This window comes from Sphingobacterium sp. (genome assembly GCF_032065005.1).
Taxonomy (GTDB): domain Bacteria; phylum Bacteroidota; class Bacteroidia; order Sphingobacteriales; family Sphingobacteriaceae; genus Sphingobacterium.
Genome location: NZ_DAMBMM010000006.1, coordinates 184783 through 209064 on the forward strand (window position 1 = coordinate 184783; position 24282 = coordinate 209064).

Below are 24282 nucleotides of genomic sequence, written 5' to 3' on the forward strand. Positions count from 1 at the left end.
AGTATAAAAAATAAAGCTATTTCTGCAATACGTCTACAATCGGCTGGCCGATAGATCCATTGGGCTCCATAACATGAAGCAAAGAGGACAGTGTAGGCGCAATATCCGTAATGTGAACGACTTTATTGGTCTTGCCAGGCGTGATTCCCCAGCCCATAAATACCAATGGTATATGCGAGTCGTAAGGGGTCCATGTACCATGGGTAGTTCCTGTAGAGCGAGGCGTACCGTCATACCATTGCGGTTCGGTGATGATCTGAATGGCACCACTACGTTTGCGGTTATATCCATTGATGATCTTTTCGCGGATTTCGGTAGGTACCATCATGTTTTCCCCACCTTCCATGTCCACGACATAAGCCACACCGTCTTCATGTCTCAGCATCTTGATGATGGATTTCTTGATTTTCTCTTCATCCAACTTCGAGTTTTCAATTTCAGCATAGTTCAAGTGAACTTGGTAGTTCATTAAACTGATGATCAAATTGTCCTTTCCAAATTCCTCTTTCAGCTCATCATTCATGTTCCTTTGCAATTGTCTCGAAAAGAAATAACCCCCATTACCACGCATGTCCATGAAATAACGCGAGTTATAGGAAGCTGCATGGTCTGCTGTCAAGAAAAAAGTATAGTTTCCTTTACCAACGGTTTCATCCAGGTATTTAAAGAATTTTGCCAATTCTTGGTCCAGACGAAGATAGATATCTTCGATTTCCACAGAAGAAAGCGAATAACGGTGACCGACATAATCCGTAGCAGATAGACTTACCGCAAGAAAATCTGTAGCATTCTGAGGGTTTTTACCAAGCTTTTCATTTTTGATGGCTTCCTTCGCAAAATCTAGGGTTAGGGTATTACCATAAGGCGTAGATTTGATCAATTCATAGCCGGCATCCTTCATCAATAAAGAAGTCTTTCTTGGGAAAGCTGCCGTTTCTTCGCCAGCCCATTTACCTTCATATACATTATCATCATCGATGCTATTGGTTTTGTAAGTATCGATAGGATAAAGCGTATTCCAATCTTGTTTCAAATATTTATCCGCCAGCTTTTGTTTATTAAAGCCGTCTACCCACTGAGGAAGTTTTTCCATGTAATAGGTTGAGCTGATCCAGTCTCCAGACTTAGCCTCAAACCAATAAGCAGCATCAGCAAAGTGACCAGCAGGTAGGATTCCGCCCCTATCCTTGATCGCAATACCGATTACCTTAGAATGAAAATTGGTCGCTAATTTCAATTGATCCGTAACTGTAGAAGCCAACAAGTTTCTAGGAGACTGTTTACCTTCTTTTTCCGCTGTTCCCACACCTTCTACCGCATCATCTTGGGTACAATACATGGAAGTACCTGTTTGTTGTTCTATCCAGTCATTTCCTGCGATGCCATGGATGGAAGGAACACTTCCTGTATATACCGAACTATGACCGATAGCCGTGAAGGTCGGGACATAATTGATCATGGCATTTTCACATGAAAAACCATCACGTAGCAGGCGCTTGAAACCATCATTCCCGTATCGATCCGCAAAACGGTACAGATAATCCCAACGCATTTGGTCTACCATCAGGCCTACCACCAACTTCGGACGCTCCACCTGTGCCGAAAGCAGGGTGAAGAAGCATAAGAACAACATAGAAATACTTAACTTTCTATACATTATTATTAAATTTTAGGGTTTAAAATTTAGGTGACGTTTTAAAAAATCACCCGTATAAGAGTCTTTCTCTTTGACCAAATCTTCCGGCGTTCCGGCAAAGACAATGTTTCCGCCCTTGTCTCCACCTTCTGGACCGATATCGATTACCCAATCGGCAGATTTGATCATATCTAAATTATGTTCGATGACCAATACGGTATTTCCTTGTGCAATCAGTGCATTGAAAGCTTTTAACAGCTTGCTGATATCATGGAAATGTAGTCCGGTTGTCGGTTCATCGAAAATAAACATGGTTTTCTTTTGGTTATTTCCTTTGATCAGGAAGGAAGCAAGTTTGATCCTTTGGGCCTCACCACCTGAAAGCGTGCTTGAAGACTGTCCCAATTTCACATAGCCCAATCCTACCTCTTGCAAAGGTCCCAGCTTGTTCAAAATCTTAGGCTGATCTGCAAAGAATTCAATGGCTTCATCCACACTTAAATCCAAGATATCGGAAACCGATTTCTCTTTATACTGTACATCCAGGACATGTTGTTTAAATCGCTTACCGTCACAGGCCTCACATGGCAGGATGATATCCGCCATAAATTGCATCTCGATCTTTACTACACCCTCTCCCTGACAGACTTCACATCTACCGCCTTCCACATTAAAAGAAAAGGCCGAAGGTTTCAAGCCATTGGCTTTGGCCGCAGGCAAAGACGAATACAAAGCCCTGATTTCATCCCAAGCTTTGACATAAGTAACCGGGTTGGAACGTGTGGACCTTCCAATCGGATTTTGATCGACCATTTCTACTTGTTCGATCTGATCTATCGCACCTTCGATTCCATCATACAGACCTGTTTGTTCCCCTGAATAGGAGCCTATGGCTTTCTGTAAGGCTGGATAAAGGATCCTTTTGACCAAGGAGGTCTTACCGGAGCCTGAAACTCCTGAAACCACGGTAAACACATTCAATGGGAAATCTACGCTTATCCCCTTCAGGTTATTTTCTCGGGCACCATTCACTCGGATGGCTTCATTCCATTTCTTCCTTTTTTCAGGAACTACAATGGAAAGGTCGCCGTAAAGATATTCGCCAGTCAAGCTTTTTTTATCCTTCAAGATCTCTTGATAGGTTCCGGCAAACACCAGTTCGCCGCCATTGATCCCTGCTTCAGGACCAATATCGATCAGGTAATCTGCTGCTTCCATCATTTCTTGCTCATGCTCCACCACAATTACGGTATTGCCCGCATCGCGAAGGGACTTCAACACCCCGATTAATTTTTGGGTATCACGAGGGTGCAAACCTATACTAGGTTCATCCAATACATAAATGGACCCCACTAGGGATGACCCCAAAGAAGTGGCAAGGTTGATACGTTGAGATTCACCTCCTGAAAGGCTATTGCTCAAGCGGTTCAGGGTAAGATAGCTCAAGCCTACATCACACAGGAACTGCAGACGATTGACGATCTCGGCCAATAAGCGCTTAGCGATGATGGCTTCGCTCTCTGAAAGTTCCAGGTTTTGGAAAAGCTCCAAAGCTTCACTTAGAGGCAACAAAACCACATCGGTAATGGAATGTCCATTGATCTTTACATAAGATGCATCCTTACGCAGTCTGGTCCCTTTACATTCAGGACAGTCTGTTTTCCCACGGTATCTGGACAGCATCACCCTATATTGGATTTTATAGGTTTGCTCTTCCAATTCCGCAAAGAAATCGTTCAATCCCCTGAAGTATTTATTCCCTTTCCAAAGTAACTCTTGTTGAGCCTTGGTCAGGTCACTATATGCACGGTGGATAGGAAAATCAAATTTTATGGCAGACCGCACCAATTTATCCAACCAAGCGCCCATTTTCTCGCCACGCCACGGAGCAATCGCTCCATCGAATATCGAGCGGCTTTTATCTGGAATGACTAAATCTGGATCGATACCTATGATCTTTCCATAGCCTTCACAACGTTTACATGCCCCATAAGGGTTGTTGAAACTGAAAAAGTTCGGGGTGGGTTCTTCGAAGGTTATTCCATCCAGCTCAAACTTGTCTGAAAAATGAAACAGTTCCTCATCAACCTGGATCTCACATTCGCCCTTTCCTTCGAAATAAGCGGTTTGCACAGAGTCAGCTAGCCGATTGATGGTATCATCGTCATGGTCCAAGCGAACTCTATCGATCACGATATAGACTTCTCCTTCCTTAAAACTAGCGTTGGATACCTCTTTATCTTCTATGATAGTTTCGATCTTTTGGATGGAATCTTGGTGTTTCACACGAACAAAGCCTTTTTGAAGGAGCAGTGAAAGTTCTTCCTTCAGCTTTCTGTTATTACTGGGAATCAGGGGGCTGTAAATCGTAATAGTAGCATCGTCTGGATAAGCTACGAGTTTATCGACAATGGAGCTGACGGTATCTTTACTGACTACTTCTCCAGAAACTGGGGAAATGGTCTTGCCAATCCTTGCGAACAACAATTTAAGGTAATCATAGATCTCGGTCGAGGTTCCCACAGTAGATCTAGGATTGCTGGAGATGACCTTTTGCTCGATCGCGATTGCCGGAGCAATGCCTTTGATGTAGTCTACATCAGGCTTGTTCATACGGCCCATAAACTGTCTGGCATAGGATGACAAGCTTTCTACATACCGGCGTTGGCCTTCAGCATAAAGTGTATCGAATGCGAGGGAAGATTTTCCGGAACCTGACATCCCCGTAATGACAACAAGCTGGTTTTTAGGAATATCGACATCGATATTCTTCAGATTGTTGACACGGGCGCCTTTTATTTGGATATGGGATTTTGGAGTATGAATAGCAGTTTTTTGCATAACCTTCAAAGTTAGGCAAAACTCATGAAAATGAGCCCTCTAATCCAAAGAAAAACGATTTCTTATGAAATAGTTACAATATTATCGTGGTAATTTTTCAGGTCTCGGCATGCGATATTTCGTGGCCGTTATGGCGTCCAAAAATGCGGCAACCTGACGGATTTCCTCTTTGCTCAGGTCGAGTTTCTTCATCAATGGATCAATCCGCGGGTGCATCGGATCCGCCTCCTGTGCTGCATTTCTAGGGTTGTTCATGGCCATTCCAGAGTTATACATATTGATCACACCGATAATATTATCGAACAGACCATTATGCATCCAAGGATTCGTATTCATCACATCTCTCAAGGATGGCGTCCTGAACTTACCGACATCTTTAGGGTCTTTGGTCACTTCATAACGACCTAAATCCTCATATTTTCTTTTGTAATAGGTCAGTCCGATATTATGGAAATCTTCGTCCGTAAAGTACTGCCCATTATGGCAGTTCATACAACGGGCTTTGGTACGGAATAAGTGCAATCCTGCGATCTCATCATCATTCAAGGCCTCGTATTTTCCATCCAAGAATTCGTCAAACCTACTTCTTTTACTGGTAATCGTGCGTTGGAAGGTAGCAAGGGCGCTCATGATTTCGGGCATGGAGAAATCCTCATCGCCAAAAGCCTCTTTGAACAGTTTTTTGTATTCAGGAATGGCTTTCAGTTTAGGGACCAACTTAGTCAGGTCCATGGCCATTTCATTATGTGCTTCAATAGGGCTCAGCGCCTGTTCTTCAAGGGAATGGGCTCTACCATCCCAAAACATGGTTTTGCGCTCGCCAACATTCATCAAGGAAATGGTATTTCTATTTCCTACGAGATGGTCATGCCCTACAGGTACGGTGGAATGGTCTCCAAAGGACGTTTGGGGATTATGGCAAGAGCTACATGAAATCTGGTTAGAACCCGATAGGATAGGGTCAAAGAAAAGGAACTTGCCCAGTTTCACCTTAGGTTGTTCCATTAGGGAGAAATAGCTGGTATCGATTTTCGGAAGTGATTTGAACTCTTCATAGTTCACTCCAGAGTCAATGGTTGGTTTAGGCCACTCACTGATTGGCTTGCTGTAAAGGCTTCGCAAATCTTGAATCCCTTTATCACTCAGAAAAGCTGTGCTCAGAATGCACATTCCCAAAATAAACCCGATCGCTAATACTTTTTTCATCTCTATCTCTAAAACATCAACCCTATGGTCAACGAATAATACTTCTGTTTTATTTCAGTAGCCGAAAGCGCCTCTGCCTGCACAAACGGTTTGATCTGCTTTGCTGCTACAAAATCATACCTTGCACGAGCTCCGATGGAGAAAGGTTCGGCTGTTAGGTAGTTGTAGTTCTGTTGCAGCATATCCGCAATTCCAGTTCCTTGCTTGATACCATTGAACTGGGACCTGCTATTCAACAGTTTCTGCTTCTGCAAATTTAAACTAATTCCAAATAAACCGCTCTTTAAATCCCATAAATACTGTCCTTCAACGCCAATATTCAGCCTATCAGCCAGTTGCTCACGGAAAGGATTGACATATTGTTCCTTAAATTGGATAAAATCCGCATAAGGCTTAATGGTCCAGTCCTCTTTTCCTACAATTGCCTCGAGGTGGTAACTGAAATGATAATAGCGGTAAGAAGATATTTCGGAAATCTTGACAAGTCCTAAGGAAGATCCATCATTATGGAATAGGCTTTCGACTCCTTTTCTGGTTTGTAGCTCCATGGATGCATTTCCACCGTATTTCCAATCTTTTGCTTTATGGAGATAACCGATTTTCCCAGAGATGATCTGGTCAGTCCAATCGTTGGCATTGGAACGGGATACGGCCAATTTGCGGGAACCATTCTTTTGTGACAATCCTGCTTCAATAAAAAAGCCATAATCTGCTTTGGGAATGAAGGAAATTTTTCCATCAAAGCCGTTCATCTCATACAGGATTGCATCATTTTCACTGGATAAACCTGATAGTAATTTATTATATGCCCCTAAGCCATTCATGTAATAGACAGGCGGTTTTCCCAGTTCTCTGAGGAAGCTTAGTTTGTTCCTTTGCTTATAGAACTGATATCCCAGGTTGGCACTCAGCATATACTGCGGTAGGATTTGGTAAGAAACCCCCAATCCGACATGGAGGTTGCTACTGTTGTTCTCTGGTCTTGGGTCTACTTTACGGTGGGAAAGGTTGGCTCTGTAGCCTGCTTCTCCCCCGATGACCCATTTCCCAATCTCTTTGGCCATACCTCCAGAAAACTGGTACAGCTCTGTACTGAGGTCGCCACCGACAGAGTCAGCGGTTAAATACGGGAACACGACTTCAAAATCCGAAGTTTCATTGAACTTGAGGTCTTGGATTTTCTTGCTTTCGTAGCTAGCCTTTCCCCATAGGGTGATATTGGGAAAAGCATCCTTTTGGTAAGACTCGGTATTGAATCTAAATCCTTGCTCTCCGGATCCCCTTTGCAGGGTATATTGATCCTTATTGTCGGAGAAATAAGACAGCTCAATAGGAGTTAACGATTGTTGGTACTGAAAGGGTCTTAATGCAGGACTTTCATATAAAGTATTACGGAAAGTCCTGCTGATATCCATACGTTCCTTGATCCCTAACGAATTTACGCTCAGGGAATCCTGTGCTTGGCTCATAAAAGCAAAACAGCAGCATAAAACAACCGTGGATAAGTACCTTAACATGTTATGGCAGCAATAGTGCTTTTGAGGAAGGTATAAAATCGTCGGTGGAATTATTGGTGTCCTTCAAATAAGGTTTTCCGTTCTCCAAGTTACCGATCGTTTTTCTGATGACCGATTTACCATAACGCGTATCATCGCCTAAACCTTGGCTTGCATAAGTCCAGCCCATATCCAATGAGCTATCGGTAACCAACCATGCAAAAGTAGTTTTTGTAGAAACATTGACCGCATCCGTGATGTAGCTATTTGGAATCTTAAAGGAATCAAAATTCATTTTTCTGCCTGTCTCACTGATATAGCTATAGGAATAAGCATTATCTGTTTTAAATTTCTCAACGGTTACCCCTTCTGGGAATCTTCCCATGACATAGGATTGGTGGCCATTGGAGTGCATCAAAAGATTGCCTGAAACATTGATCGCATTCGGAACGCTAGGGTTATCAATATTGATGGTACCGATCAGTTCGATCTCGAAATCTGCTTTGGAAAGGTCCAAAGATTTCGGGTTGATCTTAGTATGGTCAATCGCATTGTTCGCAATGATCAGATCTGCACCTGGAGCTACTGCGTGCTGCTTTCCTGTTCCCGGAATCATGATGATCTGTTTGGAAGTGAAAGCATCTTTCATGACATCAGGCGTATAGTTTCTTCTCGTCACGGTTAGGAAATCAGATTGAGCGATAAACAGTCCATCAGCATATAGCGTATCTGAGGAGTTGTTATGGAGAATAAAATACTTATCTCCATTGTACAGTTTACCTGCTTCGGTAGAGGTACCGGTGAAGAAAATCTCTTTGAAAACAAAGTTCGCTGTTGGGTCAGAAAGAAAAGTTTCTAAGCTAATGCTCGTATTAGCAGCATTAACGACGATCCCTTCTTTGCGGGCTTTAATCTTCATGGCCTTATCTTTATCGCCAACCTTTATTACGATGTCCCCATCTAGGGTCGCAACATAAGTACCATAAGCCAGGGAAGTCTTTGCGGTATCAGATCCTTCAACCAAAGTAGCGGCCGTAGTGACTTCTGTATTTGTTTCTTGTAAAGTGATCCTCACATTATTGAGTTTGTATTCACCTTGCAAACTTGACTTATCAACTTCGATTAAAACTTCTGATCTAGATTCTAAAAAATCATCTTTCATACAAGAGCTCATTCCGAAAAGCATCAAGCATAAAAGCATCATTTTCAAGTTTGTTAAATTTTTCATTTTCTATTCTATCTATTATATTTTAATATTTACTTCCATTCCAAAATAAGGGCTATCTTCCGCTCTATTACGTCGGATAAACTGATTACCATATTGCGAATAATCAGGCTTGTAGATAAAGAGCCTGTTGACAAACATGGCTACCCTGATCCTATTTTTGATAACCTTTGTCGCTTTAAAATTGACCAGCAGATCAATAGGTTCTTTAAATTCATTGTATAAGTATGGGTCCACCTTGCGGTCCAATAGGCGCAGGATGGGATCGTTTCTATCTGCCTCGGTATAGTTGTGGTAGTTTTGGTCAATGTCCAAATAGCCTACTGGCAGGTTGTCCCTGAACAAGGATTGCTTGGATTTGTACCAGAAGCTCTGCACACTCATGGAAAGGTTCATCCCCAGCTTTGGTAAAAAGGAGTCGGCAGTGAGATTGGTATTGAAACTTTCGTAATGCCCTCCTGTGTTTCCATTGGCATAGACCCCTACATATTGCCTTACTTTTCCATCCGTAATTTCCAATGGACTTATTACCTCCATGACCGGCTGATTGTTGGCATTGTAGGTACGAAACCAAGCCCCGTTTACCGTGAAACGCGTGTTGATTCCCTGGATCCGCTTGGAGCTGAAGTTGTATTCAAGCCCTTGCTTTTCCGTGATGCTCCCGTTTGAGTTTTGAGTGTAAGAATGAAATTCAGCTTGGTCAACATAGGTGAAATCTTCAATTGATGGTTTCGCTGTCAAGGTATTGGGATCAACAGAAGTGACATTATATTTTCTTAGGGAAACGGCATCAAAAATGGAGATATCCCTAAATCCATTATCCAATTTTTCATTGAAGTAATTAATGGAGAAGGTATTCCCTTCGAAATCCAACTGGGTTCCGATTTCCCATTTTATGTTCTTCGCTGCTTCCAAACCATAATTCACCGGATTGACAATATTGGTCGTTGCCCAAGCTAACCTATATGCTGGGTTATTATGATAATATACCAGTTCCGGGATATCACGATAGAAGTTTTGGGGATAGAGTAGATTTTGGTTTGGAGCCAAGGTCTGGATCCCATATCCCGCGAAGACATTGGATTTCAATTGCTTCCCAAATACATTGATTTGTGGAAGATGCAACCTTCCATTGTATCTTGGATCTACAAATACCTTACCTGAGAGAGCATATTCCTTGTCCAGGTTGGTCAAGCTAAAGGCTCTTACCCCCAGATTATTTTCGAACAGAAAATCTCCCATATTGATAAAGAACCTGTCTTCTGCAAAAAGGGAAAGATTGCTCATGGCCGGAATGGACCTTAAAGATCTCGGTCTGGCATTTATGGAAGTGCTGATTGGAAAATCTAGATCATATTGTGGTCCCAAGCCAAGGTTCTTGGCATAGGCATATTCAAGTCCGGCCTTCACCTGTTGTTTGAATAGCTTATTAAAGCTCCAGTTTCCTACAAGCTTAAGGTTGATATCCAATGGGCGGCTATCCGACTTAAATTCTCCAACATAGGATGGGGTCATAAAGATAGCCTCATGGCTTCCTGAAACCATGGAGTTCATCAAAATAGAGGCAGTCCTTGCCTGCACTAGCTTTTGCATGTCTATCTGGTTGGAAGACAGCCTAGCATTGATGCCAAAAGTTACATTCCTGAAAGTTGATTTAGGATTTGAGGAGAATAGCTTGAAGGTATTATTGAATCCGAAGAACTGAACATTGTTCTTGTAGCGATCCGTTAGTTTATAATCATTATCAGGGTCTAATCGTTCATTGTCAATGGTGGTATTGAAGTCCAGTCCATGGTTCCAAATGAAACGATATTTGTTTAAGTTCCAAGTTTTCTCGCCCCTAATGGAGGTATTGACCCTTTTGAAGGTATTATAGATATCCGTAACATTACTTCTGGAATTGAGGTAACCGCCATCTATGTTCAGTTTATAGGAACCGAATTCAAAGCCTTTACCAACTCCGAGCAGTTTACTGAAACCATCAGCTTTAATTCTTGCAGTCCAAGGTTCATAGCCCTTAATTCTATCGATCAGGACAACACCTGAAGTCAGGTTACCATACTCTACGGATGGAATCCCGCGGATAATCTCCACTTTTTCAATATTATCCGTGGCTATGGTCCGCATATCCACACCAATACTGGAAGTGCTACGGCCATTATTCATACTCCCCTGACCTAATTCAAATCCAGCGGTTGGATCAACCATGGATTGGGAATTAAGTTGCATTCCATCCACCGAAAACATGGTCCCCAAGGAACCTGTAGAATAAGCGGACATGGAAGCGCCATTGGCTGTCCTCAGGTTGATACCGTTGACTTGATCAAGGTCTGGATTCTTGGTTTGCCCTCCTGGAAGCAGTTCCAATAAATCGGTAAAGCTCGATGGTTGTAGATGCTGCATGGCATCTCTCGTGATGATTGAACTCGTACCTATATTCTTGGACTCCTTGGCCGTGACATAAACCTCATCGATATTGACTTCATCTTGGTTGAAAACAATGTGGGTCTCACGATTATTGTCGAGCTTTATGGTTCGGGTAATGGGTTTGAAACCAATATGGGAAAACTTAAGTTGATAGCTGCCCTGAGGTAGATTGGGGATGATAAACAGTCCCTGTTCATCACTCAGGCTGCTGAAGTTGGGTTTATCCGCAATCTCGATATTCACATTGCCCAAGGCTTGCCCCTTGCTGTCCTTAATGGAACCAGAAATAGAGAATAACTGAGCAAATGATACAAACGGAAGGCCCAGGAAGATTAGTAATATGTAGATGTTTTTGAGCAAAGACAATTAAGACTAATTCTAAACAGCGCAAAATAACGTAAAAATATTTACTTTTAGAAATAGCTTTTCCTTTAACTCTAGGAGGTTATGTGGGGATTGATTGAACTGAGGCGTTGAAAATTATAAAAAAAGCTTGTTGTGATTATTCAAAATCAACTTCTCCAGCTTTGTTTTCATTCTCCAGTTTCTGTAATAGTTTTTCTACTTCTTCCTCTGAAGCGGTAAGTTTCGCCTTGCAGATAGTCAACAATTCGGATGCCCTATTGATCTTAGCTGTCAACTCATCTACAGCAATATCACCAGATTCGATGTCTGAAACAATATGTTGAAGTTCCTCGAACGCATCCTTATAGCTGTATTTATTTTCCATGGTTTGATTCTTTGTTTATTACTTTAGAAATGATCTTTCCGTCTTCCAGTTGGATTTCCAGGTCAGAACCTATTTCAACTTGATCCAGCTTGTGGACAGATTTACCATCTATCCGTACGATGCTGAATCCTCTTTTTAATATATGAATGGGATTCACGATACCTAGCATTCTTTCCAAATGCTGCAGCTGGGCTTGATTTTCTTTTATGTTCTGTCTACTGAACCTGATCAGGTGGGCCTGTAGACCTTTCAATTCCGCTTTATCTTTTAACAAAAAGGTCTTACTGTTCCAAGAAATGGAAGATACGATATGTTTAAGTTTTAGATTTTCTTCTTCAAAGCTCCTTCTAACTGCCCTCAACATTCTTTCCAACGCATTATCCACAGGGATTGCAAAGTTGTGGAACTTCTGTAGAAGGAAGTCCGCCAATTCACTTGGCGTAATGGCATTCTTATAAGCGACCATTTCACTGACGGTTTCATTAGTGGAGTGACCTATTCCCGTGAGTACAGGAATTGGAAAGATGGCAATGGCCTTGGAAAGGAAGTAGTTGTTATAGGAGCTTAAACCGACATCTCCTCCTCCACCTCTTATAATGGCGACCGCATCAAAATCCTCCAATTTATTGGCAATAACCTCCAATTGCTTAATAATGGAGCTGATTGATTTATCACCCTGCAATAGTGCAGGACATAGGGTGCATTCAATTTTATAGCCCCAAGGGTTACCGTTGATAATTTTAAAGAAATCGGAAAGTCCCTTACTGGTTTCAACAGAGATAATAGCCAAGCGTTTAGGGATGAGAGGGAATGGAAGCCTTTTATTGGCGTCATATATACCTTCTTCGGTCAGTTTCTTGATGCTTTCCCTTTTCTCCTTTTCCAATTCACCAAGCACAAAGGTCGGATCAATATCAACAATCTTCAGACTGAAGCCGTACAGCGGATCGTAGGATATACCCGCCTGGAATAGCATGGTAATACCTTCCCTTAAGGGTTCTCCAAGCACTTCCATGAACTGCCTGTTTATGCGTTCATAATCCATTTTCCATAAAATAGAACGCATTTCAGCAACCACCTTACCTTCTTTTTTCTCTAACAGTTCGGGATAGCAATGCCCTGAATGGGAATAATGGTTCAATTTGTTCATCTCCGCTTTAATCCAATAAAGACTCTTGTATCGCTCAGCAATCGTCTTTTGAATGCTTCGGGACACCTCTAGGAGTGTGAAAACGGTTTTATTGTCCATCAATTCGGGCATTCTCAAATATACAGAATTATTACAGGTCGGGAATGCGTGTTTGTGCGTTTTATTAGTACATTTACAATAAGAAATCCTAAAAACAATTATGATTCGCTTTTTAAACCTCCTTACAATATTCCTGTTATGCGGGTATTCCATTAGTCAAGCGCAGTATAAACAGGTCATCAGCAATCAAACGGTTCTTCTGAACAACCAAAAGAACATCCTGCCCTTCAAGCGTTTGGATGAACGCAGAATAGCGGTCATCAGTACGGATAGCGTAAAATATGCACCCTTTATCCAGCAATTACAGCGATATGGCGAAGTAAAGAGCTTTGGTTTTGACCAATATGATGAACATACGAAATACTACAATACTATAATCGTTGCTGGTACGGAAGACGAGTTTAGGCCGGATCAATTGGCGATGGTCATTCAATCTGCCGTGAATCGAAAGGATGTCATTCTCTGTAAATTCGGGAAGGATATCAATTACATCAATATAGGCTTGTCTTCTGCCAACCTAAGCCGATTTGCCAGCATCTTAACAGCACCTAGCTTAGAAGAAGAAGCCCAGGAGAATGCAGCTATGTCCATCTTCGGGGGATTAGGTATCACTGCTGGAACGAATAAAACAACGCAAACCCGACTACAGTACAGCAAAGGCAGGCAGTCAGGCCTGGACATCGCCAAAATGACCAACCAGATCGATGCAATTGCAAAAGATGCCGTTGAACAGCATGCCGCTCCGGGAATGATGGTCATGGCCATAAAAGATGGTCAGGTGATTTTTGAAAAGGCATACGGCTACCATACTTACGAAAAGAAACAGGCCAATAGCATCTATGATATCTATGACTTAGCATCCATCAGTAAAATCGCCGGCACGACGCCTGTTGTGATGCACTTACAAGAAAACAACATCATCAATCTGGATAGCACCATGGGACATTACCTATGGCAAGCGAAACAGAGCAATAAAGCCAATATTACCCTCAGGACCGTGCTATTACATGAAGCTGGTTTTACCCCTTTTATCCCGTTCTACAGGAACCTGAAACCGGGTGACCTTCAACACACAAAAGATGAAACCCATCAAGTCAAGGTCGCAGACAATGCCTATCTAAAGAATAATTACTATAGGGATGTTATGTGGCCAGAGATGTTGAGTTCTCCGGTTAAGCCTATTGGAAACTATGTCTATTCAGACATCAGCATGTACGTGATGAAGGAAGTCTCTGAACATGAAACTTCCACTCCAATGCAGGACTATGTCCAAGATATTTTGTACAGACCCATTGGAATGAAGACCGCAGGATATCTTCCGAGAGATCGTTTCAACAAAGACCAAATCATTCCTACCCAACAGGATACCGCCTTTCGAAAGGTCCTGTTGCAAGGATATGTGCATGATGAGGGGGCAGCCATGGCCGGTGGAGTGGCTGGACATGCGGGCCTGTTTGCTTCTGCAAATGACCTCGCTATCTACGGACAGCTATTGCTGAATCGAGGCGAATACGGAGGCGTGAGGTATTATAAACCGGAGACCATCGATCTTTTTACCTCCAAACAGTCGAAAACAAGTCGCAGAGGTTTGGGATTCGACCGATATGACCCTAAGAAAGGCGTAGACTATCCTTCTAAATTGGCAAATCCTTCTGTATATGGCCATACTGGTTATACAGGAACTTGTATATGGGTAGATCCGAATAACCAATTGATTTATATATTTTTGTCAAATAGAGTGCATCCGCAGGTATCTACAAAAATCTATGATCTGAACGTTAGGAGTCGTATACAGGATGTCATCTATGAAACCATTTTTAACGCTAAATAATGAAAAAGAAGTTTTTATTGACCTTCCTTCTCGGAGGTTCTATTTTTGCCAGTATGGGGCAGGACTATAAACAGATACACCAAGACCTGATCGTTGTGGATGGCCACAATGATGTGATCGTCGAAAGCATATTGCCTGGCAAGGACATCGGCAAAAGAATCAAAACCGGCCATACCGATCTACCCAGACTGAAAGAAGGCGGAGTGGATGTTCAGGTATTTGCCGTTTGGTCCGATGACAAGAAATGGAACAAGAATGCCTACAAACATGCGAACGACCAAATTGATGCCTTGGAGAAATTGATTGCCAATAACCCTGATAAGATCGAACTAGCAAAGAGTTCTACAGATATAGAACGCATCAACAAAGAGGGAAAGATCGTTGCATTGATTGGAATAGAAGGCGGCAATATGATTGAGGAGCGCCTTGATTACCTAGAAGCGCTTTACGACCGTGGAGCCCGCTATCTGACCCTTACCTGGAACTATAACCTTCCTTGGGTGACGGCTGCCGCCATGGAAGTGAAGACCAAGGACAAAAAAGGAAAAGGCTTGACGGAACATGGCAAGGAAATCATCCGTAAGATGAACGACCTCGGTATGATGGTCGACCTTTCCCATGCAGGCGAACAGACATTTTATGATGTTTTAAGTATCACAAGCAAACCTGTATTGGTTTCCCACAGCAATGCAGCAGCATTGACGCCACATTACCGCAACCTGAAAGATGCGCAATTGGAAGCCCTGAGGAAAAATGGCGGTGTAGTAGGTGTTAATTTTTATTCTGAATTTCTTGATTCCAATTACCCGAAAAGAGTGAAAAAACTCTATTACAAAACCCACAAAAGAGACAGTACAAACAAGGAAATATCTGTAGGCAAGATGTATGGGGCCCTTTCGCCAAAGCTAAAGCATGAAGCTAATGCCCCTTTTGAAAATGTACTTGAGCATATAGACCATCTGGTCGCTAAGGCAGGCATAGACCATGTAGCCATAGGTTCCGACTTTGATGGCATTGAATCTCCGCCCCAGCAACTAGAAGATGTTAGCAAATTCCCAGTCCTCACAAAAGCTTTGTTGGAAAGAGGGTACAGCAAGGATGATGTCGCAAAAATCATGGGACTAAACTTCCTAAGGGTATTAAAGGAGAATGAGAAATAGGTTATAGACTTAAGACATAAGACCCTTTCTAGCTCCCTATCCGAAATGACTGAGATAGTTGGCAGTCTTAACCATTCTAATGACTTGTGTCTGATGCTACTGTCTAAAAAATGAAAGGGTGGATTTTCAAAAATCCACCCTTTCATTTTTTAAATATTTTGTTATCTAGAATAACGGAACTGCTGTTTGTCCATCATTCCCATTTGGTTTTTCATCAATTTGATCTGCTCTTCCAGCAATTTGTTTTTATCAGCTTTCTTGGCTTCGGCCAGAAGCTTTTCAGCTTCGCGCTTATTACGTTTTGCCATAGCGATCCCAGCAAGGCTTAACTTGGCCAATGCCACGTTATGATCCATATGCAAGCCCATTGTCAAAGCTTTCTTGAAATATTTCTCTGATTGCAAAGGTGCTCTTTGAGATTCGATCAAGCCCAAAAGCATATGGTAGTAACCATATTGAGCAGAAATCAATTCCGTTTCGTAGTTCTTGATTTTCTTCAACCAAACTTCAGCTTTGTCCATACGTTCTTTGCGCAAGAACCATTGGGCGATAAGCATCTTTTCGTTGAAGAAAACGGTTACCCAAGCTAAAATAGTAATCAGGATTGCTAAAATCCCCCAGCCCCATTGACCAATCCAGAACAATGCAACCGTTCCGATTACCAATAAACTACAAATTATAATGCGAACTATATTTGACATAATTATGCTTAATACTGTAAGTTTGCAAATATCCGTTAAATTGCCGTAGTATCCAACTTGTTTACAGCAAAATAATGTAAAATTTTATATAAACATATGTCTGACCGTTTTGATTCTTCTTGGGAACCTATCATTAAGCCTTTATTCAACAGCACTGTCCTACAGGATTTATCCGAGTTTGTAATAAGGGAAAGAAGCCTGCACAAGGTTTTCCCTCCGCAGGACCTGGTTTTTAACGCCTTTAAATTGACTCCTTTCCAAAACCTGAAAGTAGTCATATTGGGCCAAGACCCTTATCATAACGATGGTCAGGCACATGGGCTGTCTTTTTCAGTCCCTGCTGGAATGGCCATTCCACCCAGTTTAAGAAACATCTATACTGAATTGGTAACTGACATTCCAGGATTTAAATACCCGAACCATGGCGATCTGACAAAATGGGCCAAACAAGGCGTATTGCTCTTGAACGCAACCTTAACGGTTCGAGCTCACGAAGCCGGCTCGCACCAGAAGAAAGGATGGGAACATTTTACGGATGGGATCATCAAAGCGATATCAGACCAGAGTGAACATGTCGTGTTCTTGCTGTGGGGAAGTTATGCCATCAAGAAATCAGCACTGATCGATAGCAGCAAGCACCTTATCTTGACCACTGTACACCCATCACCGCTATCGGTTTATAGAGGATTCTTCGGATGCGCCCATTTCTCACAGGCCAACAGTTACCTACAACAACATGGGAAACAGGCCATTGATTGGCAAGTTTAGGCACCTAAGCGTATCTTTCCAACAAGTTTTTGAATTTATAATCCTCGGTGGAGAGGACTTCAATATGATTGATCCTAATCTTCTGGTTATGCTGCAGGATATGGGTAAACATCAGATGGCTATCATAGGTAATCTCCCAATCCTCATGAAAATCAACAGGCTGGGACGCCTCGCCCAAAACAACGTATTCCAGGTTGCCTAAGGTCGAATATCGGCTGATCTCAATCTGCGCATCCGGTCTTTCATGGAGATAGTACCATGCTCCATCACCTACGCCGCCAAGATATTTTGCATGTTTTGGAACGGTGATAGGTTTAGACCCAAAATTCACGGCACCGATGATCAAATCATTGGGCAATAGATCCGCCTTGTTCCTGAACACATTATCTCCCAGCTGTTTAACCAGAAAAAAGAACGACTTCCAACGGTCCATCTTGAAGGACTGAAACCCATCCGAAGGGCTATAGCTATTCACCATCCTGCTCTTGCAAACATTGACAATATTGCTGATGGGGCTCGCTTTAATGGTTTCCGGCAGGTTGATCCCATGCCAGAAATGATATTTCTTGGAAGCCTTCATCAACATCCTGGTAATGAAGCGGGAACAGTTGTTATTATTCCTTGCGACAGCGCCATAGGGGTATGTACCCTCCTCTACGCATTTGTCACCATAATCCTTGGCGATCTCAAAGTTGATATCGCTGGCCACGCTGAAAAAGACCCTTCCTTCGCCATACATAGCACCTTTTAAGGGTTCAATTGCAGCAATGATCTCTTGGATATTTTCGATCTGGCCATTCTTGAACTTAGCCTTGACCTTGATCTCCAGCATTGGGTCGGAGTCCTTCGATCGTGCCCTTCCGTAACCTCGAGGGGTTATATAGCGGCCAAAATCATAAAAGAGCAACTCGCCGGTCTGGTGATCCACCAAGACGACACCGGTATGCCCAACCTTGAAGTTTAAATTTTTGACAATACCAATTTTTTTGAAAAACATCATCCATTTTTCATCTCCACGTATGGTAGCATCTGGCCATGTCAATATGATTGCAGAATCTTGATATGCCATCTTTAAAGATTAATATTCTAATGGTACAATTGGTTCTTTTTTACTGGTGGACATAATCATCATGGTCTGGAAAGTTTTCACAAAAGGGATCTTTGAAATCTTCTCCATGATTACCGCCTCATATGCCTTAATGTCTTTAACATATACTTTCAGCATAAAGTCGCAGTTACCTGTCACGTGGTGGCATTCGGTCACTTCGGGAATGGCACGAACGGCTTCCACAAATTCAGGAATGGCATTATGGGTATGGAAATCAAGGGAGATCTGAATGAATGATTTTATTCCTAATCCTAGCTTTTCCTCATCGACAAAAGCATGGTAACTCTTGATGAAACCAGAGTTCTCCAATTTACGGACACGCTCCAACGTAGGGGCAGGCGAGAGACCAATATTGGTCGCCAGCTGTAAATTAGTTATCCTTCCGTTCTCCTGAAGAAGCTTTAGAATCTTCAAGTCCGTTTTATCTGGTTGGTAAGACATAGGCTTTTCAATAAAATTAAAGAATAGTAAATATACAAAATAATATTTGGTTTAACACAAAATGTATTTCTGAATTATTGGCAGGGTCTAATATAGACCGCTTCAATCTTTCAAGGAACATTCAATTGATTTTATTTATATCAATCATTCTATTGTCATAATGTAATCATTCTAAATAGCCTTTAATGCAGAAGAAATGACATTTGTCATTTTTTTTGCGGTTTACTGTGTAGGTTGAACACAAAACAAGCTTTTTTCTGCATTATAAACCGTAACTTTGCAAATCAAAACCAATGGGAAAGAACCCATCATTAAAGTGAAAGAGATATGAGCACAAAAGACGACGATTTATTAAAAGAGTTAGAGCTCGAAGAATATAAGTACGGTTTTACGACCGACATTGAGATGGAGATCGCTCCAAAAGGTCTTAATGAAGATACCATCCGTTTGATTTCGAAGAAGAAGAACGAACCGGAATGGTTATTGGAGTGGAGACTGAAGGCTTTCCAACATTTCTTAAAAATGAGCATGCCGACTTGGCAAAACTTCAAGAACCCTGAAGTAGATTTCCAGGACATTTCCTATTACGCTGCCCCAAAACCAAAAAAACAACTTGATAGTTTGGACGAAGTGGACCCTGAATTATTGGCAACGTTTGCCAAATTGGGTATCCCATTGGACGAACAAAAGGTGCTTGCTGGGGTGGTAGCCGTTGACGCAGTATTTGACTCGGTATCGGTGAAAACCACGTTCCGTGAAAAACTGAAAGAACAAGGGGTTATCTTCTGTTCCTTCGGAGAGGCTGTACAAGAACACCCTGAACTAGTAAAACAATACTTAGGAACCGTAGTTCCTCAAACAGATAACGTATATGCGGCCCTGAATTCAGCTGTTTTCTCGGACGGATCTTTCGTATACATTCCAAAAGGCGTTCGCTGCCCAATGGAACTTTCCACGTACTTCCGTATCAACGCAGAAAACACGGGACAGTTCGAGCGTACATTGATCATCGCTGATGAGGATGCCTATGTATCCTACCTTGAGGGCTGTACAGCACCGATGCGTGATGAAAACCAATTGCACGCTGCAGTTGTTGAACTGATTTCTATGCGCAATGCAGAGATCAAATATTCAACTGTACAGAACTGGTATCCTGGCGACAAAGACGGAAAGGGCGGAATCTACAACTTCGTGACCAAGCGTGGTATCTGTAAAGGCGACCACTCGAAAATCTCTTGGACACAGGTTGAAACCGGATCTGCCATCACTTGGAAGTACCCAGGAGTGATCCTGAAGGGTGACCATTCCGTAGGCGAATTTTACTCTGTGGCGATGACCCGTAACATGCAACTTGCAGATACAGGTACAAAAATGATCCACTTAGGAAAAAATACCCGTTCAAAAATCATTTCCAAAGGTATCTCGGCCGGCAAAAGCCACAACAGCTACCGTGGATTGGTTAAGATCGGACCAAATGCAGACAACTCAAGGAACTTCACCCAATGTGATAGTTTATTGATTGGCGACAGATGTGGAGCACACACTTTCCCATATATCGAGAGCAAGAACAAGACAGCTACCCTAGAGCACGAAGCAACCACTTCCAAAATCGGGGAAGACCAAGTGTTCTACTTGAACCAACGCGGTATTGATTCGGAGAAAGCCGTAGGGCTTATCGTCAATGGTTATGCGAAAGAAGTATTAAATCAATTACCAATGGAATTTGCCGTAGAGGCACAGAAATTATTAGCGATCTCATTAGAAGGATCGGTAGGATAGAAATATAGAATAGAATATGTTAAGCATTAAGAATTTGCATGCGTCAATCGACGATAAACAAATATTAAAAGGACTGAATTTAGAAGTTAAGGCCGGCGAAGTTCATGCCATCATGGGCCCTAACGGAGCTGGAAAGAGTACATTAGGAAATGTATTAGCAGGACGTGACTCTTACGAGGTGACGGAAGGTGAAGCATTCCTAGACGGAGTGGATCTATTGGAGCTTTCTCCGGAAGACCGTGCTCGCGAAGGTTTGTTCTTGGCTTTCCAATATCCTGTTGAAATCCCAGGAGTTTCAAACATCAACTTCCTGAAGACAGCAGTAAATGATATCCGAGAATACAAAGGTTTACCACCAATGGAAGCAAAAGAATTCTTGAAGACGGTAAAAGAAAAACAACAATTGGTAGAGTTCTCTGCTAACCTAGCAAACCGTTCCCTGAACGAAGGTTTCTCAGGTGGTGAGAAAAAACGTAACGAGATCTTCCAATTGGCCATGTTGAATCCAAAGCTTTCTATTTTGGATGAAACGGATTCAGGTCTGGATATCGACGCATTGCGAATCGTAGCGAATGGTGTAAACCAATTGCGCTCAAAGGACAATGCATTTATCGTGATTACACACTACCAACGTTTGTTGGATTATATCGTGCCAGATTATGTACACGTATTGCACAATGGTCGCATTGTAAAATCGGGAACAAAAGAATTGGCACTTGAATTAGAAGAAAAAGGTTACGACTGGTTAAAAGAATTAGATACGCAAAATGCCTAATCAGTTGTATTAAGAAACGAGGTAATGAGCGGATTGACAACAAATAACATGAGTACATTAGTAGCAAACTCCTTATTCCAACAGTTGACTTCAACATTTCAGGAACTGGAAACAAGCAATGATACGGCAGCGGTAAAGGCTCTTCGCGAAGAGGCTTATACCCGCTTTCATGATCTTGGATTCCCTACTGTAAAGAATGAGGACTGGAAATACACGAATATCCATGCTTTGATCAACAGAAACTACCTGTTGAACGAGGATGTGGATGTTTCAAATTTAGATCTAAGCGCAGCGGACATCCCTGGATTGGATGCACACCGCATAGTGCTGATCAATGGTCAATATGTTTTGGCCTTCTCTTCCTTGGAAGATGAGATCGGCTTGATCGTAAAACCTATCGAAGAGGCTCAAAATGAGCCGAAATTCCAAGAGCACTTTGCAAAACATGCAGATGCAACCGGAAGCACGACGGTAGCCCTTAACACTGCTTTTCACACTTCGGGGATCTTCCTACAGGTGAATCGCAATAAGGTGGTTTCTAAGCCTATCCAAATCGTACATGTCGCTACAGGAAACCAGGATTTCTTTGCACAGACCCGTAATCTATATATCCTTGAGCAGAATGCTGAAGTCGAAATCATCGAATCCTTTATCACATTGGATGGTTCGGCCTTCAACCTGAACAACAAGGTTACCGAGATTGTCGTTGAAGAAAATGCGAAGATGCAACACTATTATTTGCAGTTAGCTTCAAATAACAGCCATTACATCAACCATACCGAGGTTTACCAAACGAAACACAGCTTGTACAACAACTACAACTGTAACTTCCCAGGTGTAGCCTTTGTACGCAACGATCTAAACGTTCGATTGGATGCTGAACAGGTTGAATCACACCTTTATGGAATCAACCTATTAGCTGACAATCAATTTGTAGACAACCATACCATCGTGGATCACATGAAACCTCATTGTGAATCATACGAATGGTACAAAAATATTCCACAGGACGAATCTACAGCTGTTTTCAACGGTAAGATTTTCGTTCGCGAAGATGCGCAGAAAACAAATGCCTTTCAACAGAACAACAACATGTTGATCGGCGACAAGGCGACTATCTACACCAAGCCACAGCTTGAGATCTTTGCAGATGATGTAAAATGTTCACATGGTTGTACCATGGGACAGTTTGATGATGATGCATTGTTCTACTTACGTGCTCGCGGTATCGGTGAAGAGAGCGCACGTATCCTGTTGGTTCATGCCTTTGCTTTTGACGTTACATCTAGGTTCTCTGATGAAAACGTAAGGAACTTTGTAGAAGCCTTGGTAGCAAAAGGATTAGAAAGAAAATAATAGTAGTGTAGTTTTAGTATAAAGGCGTCTTGGCGAAAGTTAAGACGCTTTTTTTGTGTCATCAGTTTTCACGAATACCTTAATCCCATTTCCATTTTCGCCTCTCTAGGAAAGTATTTTTCTTAAAACGTTTGAACTTCAGCCTCTTTGGTTTATATTTGCGGCATGAGCACTTGCCAATTTGCATTATTCTTTATTGACCCTTGGATTTATTGAGTTAGATAAATCTTACGCGGTTTAATGAATCAGCTAATTTCCTTTTAGCTGGAAGTACAAATATTACAATTTTATTTCATGGAAAAGAAACATTGGTTTAAAACCTATATCTATATATGGGTAGGGCAATTTGTCTCCTTGATAAGTAGCTCCGCCGTCAATTTTGCAATGATTATCTGGCTGAGCCTTGAGTTCAGGTCGGCGGAAGTCCTTGCCTTTGCCGCCATTTCGGGTCTATTGCCCCAGGCCATTATCGGTCCATTTGCCGGCGTGTATATCGACCGTTGGGACAGGAAGAAAGTCATGATTTTCGCAGATGCCTTCATTGCCTGCTGTACTTTCATGATGACTTTCGCCCTGAAGGATGGAAACATCAATCTCTCGCTGATCTATCTGCTGATGGTCTGTCGTTCCATAGGTTCTGCTTTTCACCAGCCAGCAATGCAGGCAATCGCTCCGCTTTTGGTACCTGAGGACCAGCTGTTGCGCGTCTCAGGTGTGAACCAGATTTTGCATTCTGTCAGTGCCATTGCCGGACCTGCATTGGGAGCCTTGGCCATTGCCAACCTACCCATCAACCAGGTCATTTACCTCGATGTGCTGGGTGCAGCAGTAGCGATAACAAGCCTTTTGTTTATCAGCATTCCATATTTCAAATCGGAAAGTAAAGCCTCATTAAGGCAGGTTTGGGGAGACCTGAAGCTGGGTTTCTTGGCCATCCACCAGAATAAAGGCCTAAACCGGATGTTTTTATACTCCATCATTGCCATGATGGGCATCCTGCCAGTTGCCATTATGTTCCCCTTGCTGACCATCGAACATTTCAAAGGAGATAAATTTGAAATGAGCGTGATTGAAGTAATCTGGGGAGTAGGTATGTTGGTGGGAGGGTCTGCATTGAGTGCTTTTAAGGTTTCCTTCAGAAAGATCCTGCTGATCAATTACATGCATATCCTACTGGGATTGACCTTTGTGTTTTCCGGTCTGTTGCCAGCGTCCATGTTTATGGTTTTTGTGGTATTGACAGGAATAGGTGGAGCATCCATGTCCATATTCAATGCCGTATTTATGACCATCATCCAAGAAGAGATTGCTCCGGAAATGCTGGGTCGGGTATTTTCCCTGTATTTCAGTTTTGCGATCATCCCAAGTTTGATCGGTCTATTATTCGCCGGAAACATTGCAGACCATATTGGCGTAGCCAATGCCTTTATTATTGCAGGTGTGCTATGTGTGTTATTGGGGATAATATCATTTATGACGCCTAGTTTGATGAGGTTGGGGACAAAGGAGGAGTAGATGATGTTTGTTAATTTTCCGAACTCCAGAGTGCAATG

18 protein-coding genes are annotated in these 24282 nt (G+C 42.3%); 7 read left to right on the top strand and 11 right to left on the bottom strand.

What is annotated here, in order from left to right; translation table 11 throughout:
* Nucleotides 1-16: 16 nt before the first annotated feature.
* The 8 genes from pafA to xseA all read right to left on the bottom strand — a co-directional run bounded on the left by pafA (nucleotide 17) and on the right by xseA (nucleotide 12822).
* Entirely contained in the window at nucleotides 17-1657 is a 1641-nt protein-coding gene (gene pafA / locus RT138_RS11705) for an alkaline phosphatase PafA (RefSeq protein ID WP_313190825.1), read from the bottom strand.
* A 12-nt stretch (nucleotides 1658-1669) separates the two neighbouring features.
* On the bottom strand, nucleotides 1670-4477 hold the full coding sequence (gene uvrA / locus RT138_RS11710; RefSeq protein ID WP_313190826.1) for an excinuclease ABC subunit UvrA: 2808 nt from the start codon (nucleotides 4475-4477) through the stop codon (nucleotides 1670-1672).
* An 81-nt stretch (nucleotides 4478-4558) separates the two neighbouring features.
* Nucleotides 4559-5683 carry a cytochrome-c peroxidase gene (locus RT138_RS11715; RefSeq protein WP_313190827.1) on the bottom strand — a complete coding sequence of 375 codons (1125 nt, stop codon included), beginning with the start codon at nucleotides 5681-5683 and terminating at the stop codon, nucleotides 4559-4561.
* Between the two features lie 8 nt (nucleotides 5684-5691).
* On the bottom strand, nucleotides 5692-7152 hold the full coding sequence (locus tag RT138_RS11720) for a DUF6850 family outer membrane beta-barrel protein (protein ID WP_313190828.1): 1461 nt from the start codon (nucleotides 7150-7152) through the stop codon (nucleotides 5692-5694).
* A gap of 49 nt (nucleotides 7153-7201) precedes the next feature.
* Nucleotides 7202-8407, bottom strand: a complete 1206-nt coding sequence (locus RT138_RS11725) for a DUF4876 domain-containing protein (protein ID WP_313190829.1) — start codon at nucleotides 8405-8407, stop codon at nucleotides 7202-7204.
* A 15-nt stretch (nucleotides 8408-8422) separates the two neighbouring features.
* Nucleotides 8423-11197 (bottom strand): TonB-dependent receptor, encoded by a 2775-nt coding sequence (locus RT138_RS11730; RefSeq protein WP_313190830.1) that lies wholly within the window; start codon nucleotides 11195-11197, stop codon nucleotides 8423-8425.
* Nucleotides 11198-11333: 136 nt separating this feature from the next.
* Complete coding sequence (xseB, locus tag RT138_RS11735; RefSeq protein WP_313190831.1) at nucleotides 11334-11561, bottom strand: exodeoxyribonuclease VII small subunit; 228 nt, start codon at nucleotides 11559-11561, stop codon at nucleotides 11334-11336.
* Complete coding sequence (gene xseA / locus RT138_RS11740; RefSeq protein ID WP_313190832.1) at nucleotides 11551-12822, bottom strand: exodeoxyribonuclease VII large subunit; 1272 nt, start codon at nucleotides 12820-12822, stop codon at nucleotides 11551-11553. Before xseA ends, xseB begins: the two co-directional genes overlap by 11 nt.
* A gap of 88 nt (nucleotides 12823-12910) precedes the next feature.
* Between xseA and RT138_RS11745 the strand changes: the two genes are divergently transcribed.
* Nucleotides 12911-14641: a serine hydrolase domain-containing protein gene (locus tag RT138_RS11745; RefSeq protein ID WP_313190833.1), complete on the top strand. Its 1731-nt coding sequence runs from the start codon at nucleotides 12911-12913 to the stop codon at nucleotides 14639-14641.
* A complete protein-coding gene (locus RT138_RS11750) occupies nucleotides 14641-15801 on the top strand; it encodes a dipeptidase (RefSeq protein WP_313190834.1) in 1161 nt (386 codons plus the stop codon). The genes RT138_RS11745 and RT138_RS11750 overlap by 1 nt, the downstream gene beginning before the upstream one ends.
* Before the next feature lie 161 nt (nucleotides 15802-15962).
* On the opposite strand, the gene RT138_RS11755 is transcribed toward RT138_RS11750, so the two are convergent.
* The gene (locus RT138_RS11755) at nucleotides 15963-16502 is read right to left on the bottom strand and encodes a DUF2892 domain-containing protein (RefSeq protein ID WP_185212923.1); all 540 of its coding nucleotides are present in this window, start codon (nucleotides 16500-16502) and stop codon (nucleotides 15963-15965) included.
* 96 nt (nucleotides 16503-16598) lie between these two features.
* Between RT138_RS11755 and ung the strand changes: the two genes are divergently transcribed.
* Complete coding sequence (ung, locus tag RT138_RS11760; protein ID WP_313190835.1) at nucleotides 16599-17270, top strand: uracil-DNA glycosylase; 672 nt, start codon at nucleotides 16599-16601, stop codon at nucleotides 17268-17270.
* A gap of 4 nt (nucleotides 17271-17274) precedes the next feature.
* Here the strand turns inward: ung and RT138_RS11765 are convergent, their stop codons facing one another.
* Together RT138_RS11765 and RT138_RS11770 are read right to left on the bottom strand one after the other, a co-directional pair.
* Nucleotides 17275-18339, bottom strand: coding sequence for a DUF6695 family protein (locus RT138_RS11765; RefSeq protein WP_313190836.1), 1065 nt, complete (start codon nucleotides 18337-18339; stop codon nucleotides 17275-17277).
* A gap of 9 nt (nucleotides 18340-18348) precedes the next feature.
* Nucleotides 18349-18819, bottom strand: coding sequence for an Lrp/AsnC family transcriptional regulator (locus RT138_RS11770; protein WP_093101265.1), 471 nt, complete (start codon nucleotides 18817-18819; stop codon nucleotides 18349-18351).
* 327 nt (nucleotides 18820-19146) lie between these two features.
* Here RT138_RS11770 and sufB point away from each other — a divergent pair, with 327 nt between their 5' ends.
* From sufB to RT138_RS11790, 4 genes are all read left to right on the top strand, one after another.
* On the top strand, nucleotides 19147-20598 hold the full coding sequence (gene sufB, locus RT138_RS11775; protein WP_313190837.1) for a Fe-S cluster assembly protein SufB: 1452 nt from the start codon (nucleotides 19147-19149) through the stop codon (nucleotides 20596-20598).
* 16 nt (nucleotides 20599-20614) lie between these two features.
* A complete protein-coding gene (gene sufC / locus RT138_RS11780) occupies nucleotides 20615-21373 on the top strand; it encodes a Fe-S cluster assembly ATPase SufC (RefSeq protein WP_313190838.1) in 759 nt (252 codons plus the stop codon).
* A gap of 48 nt (nucleotides 21374-21421) precedes the next feature.
* A complete protein-coding gene (sufD, locus tag RT138_RS11785; protein WP_313190839.1) occupies nucleotides 21422-22729 on the top strand; it encodes a Fe-S cluster assembly protein SufD in 1308 nt (435 codons plus the stop codon).
* Between the two features lie 294 nt (nucleotides 22730-23023).
* Nucleotides 23024-24244 (top strand): MFS transporter, encoded by a 1221-nt coding sequence (locus RT138_RS11790; RefSeq protein WP_313190840.1) that lies wholly within the window; start codon nucleotides 23024-23026, stop codon nucleotides 24242-24244.
* The last annotated feature ends 38 nt before the right edge of the window (nucleotides 24245-24282 follow it).

Coding starts and splice junctions, on each gene's coding strand:
- pafA (WP_313190825.1), bottom strand. CDS start 1,657: ATGTATAGAAAGTTAAGTATTTCTATGTTGTTCTTATGCTTCTTCACC.
- uvrA (WP_313190826.1), bottom strand. CDS start 4,477: ATGCAAAAAACTGCTATTCATACTCCAAAATCCCATATCCAAATAAAA.
- RT138_RS11755 (WP_185212923.1), bottom strand. CDS start 16,502: ATGTCAAATATAGTTCGCATTATAATTTGTAGTTTATTGGTAATCGGA.
- RT138_RS11750 (WP_313190834.1), top strand. CDS start 14,641: ATGAAAAAGAAGTTTTTATTGACCTTCCTTCTCGGAGGTTCTATTTTT.
- RT138_RS11715 (WP_313190827.1), bottom strand. CDS start 5,683: ATGAAAAAAGTATTAGCGATCGGGTTTATTTTGGGAATGTGCATTCTG.
- sufC (WP_313190838.1), top strand. CDS start 20,615: ATGTTAAGCATTAAGAATTTGCATGCGTCAATCGACGATAAACAAATA.
- xseA (WP_313190832.1), bottom strand. CDS start 12,822: ATGCCCGAATTGATGGACAATAAAACCGTTTTCACACTCCTAGAGGTG.
- RT138_RS11725 (WP_313190829.1), bottom strand. CDS start 8,407: ATGAAAAATTTAACAAACTTGAAAATGATGCTTTTATGCTTGATGCTT.
- sufB (WP_313190837.1), top strand. CDS start 19,147: ATGAGCACAAAAGACGACGATTTATTAAAAGAGTTAGAGCTCGAAGAA.
- xseB (WP_313190831.1), bottom strand. CDS start 11,561: ATGGAAAATAAATACAGCTATAAGGATGCGTTCGAGGAACTTCAACAT.
- RT138_RS11720 (WP_313190828.1), bottom strand. CDS start 7,152: ATGAGCCAAGCACAGGATTCCCTGAGCGTAAATTCGTTAGGGATCAAG.
- sufD (WP_313190839.1), top strand. CDS start 21,422: ATGAGTACATTAGTAGCAAACTCCTTATTCCAACAGTTGACTTCAACA.
- RT138_RS11770 (WP_093101265.1), bottom strand. CDS start 18,819: ATGTCTTACCAACCAGATAAAACGGACTTGAAGATTCTAAAGCTTCTT.
- RT138_RS11765 (WP_313190836.1), bottom strand. CDS start 18,339: ATGGCATATCAAGATTCTGCAATCATATTGACATGGCCAGATGCTACC.
- RT138_RS11790 (WP_313190840.1), top strand. CDS start 23,024: ATGGAAAAGAAACATTGGTTTAAAACCTATATCTATATATGGGTAGGG.
- ung (WP_313190835.1), top strand. CDS start 16,599: ATGTCTGACCGTTTTGATTCTTCTTGGGAACCTATCATTAAGCCTTTA.
- RT138_RS11745 (WP_313190833.1), top strand. CDS start 12,911: ATGATTCGCTTTTTAAACCTCCTTACAATATTCCTGTTATGCGGGTAT.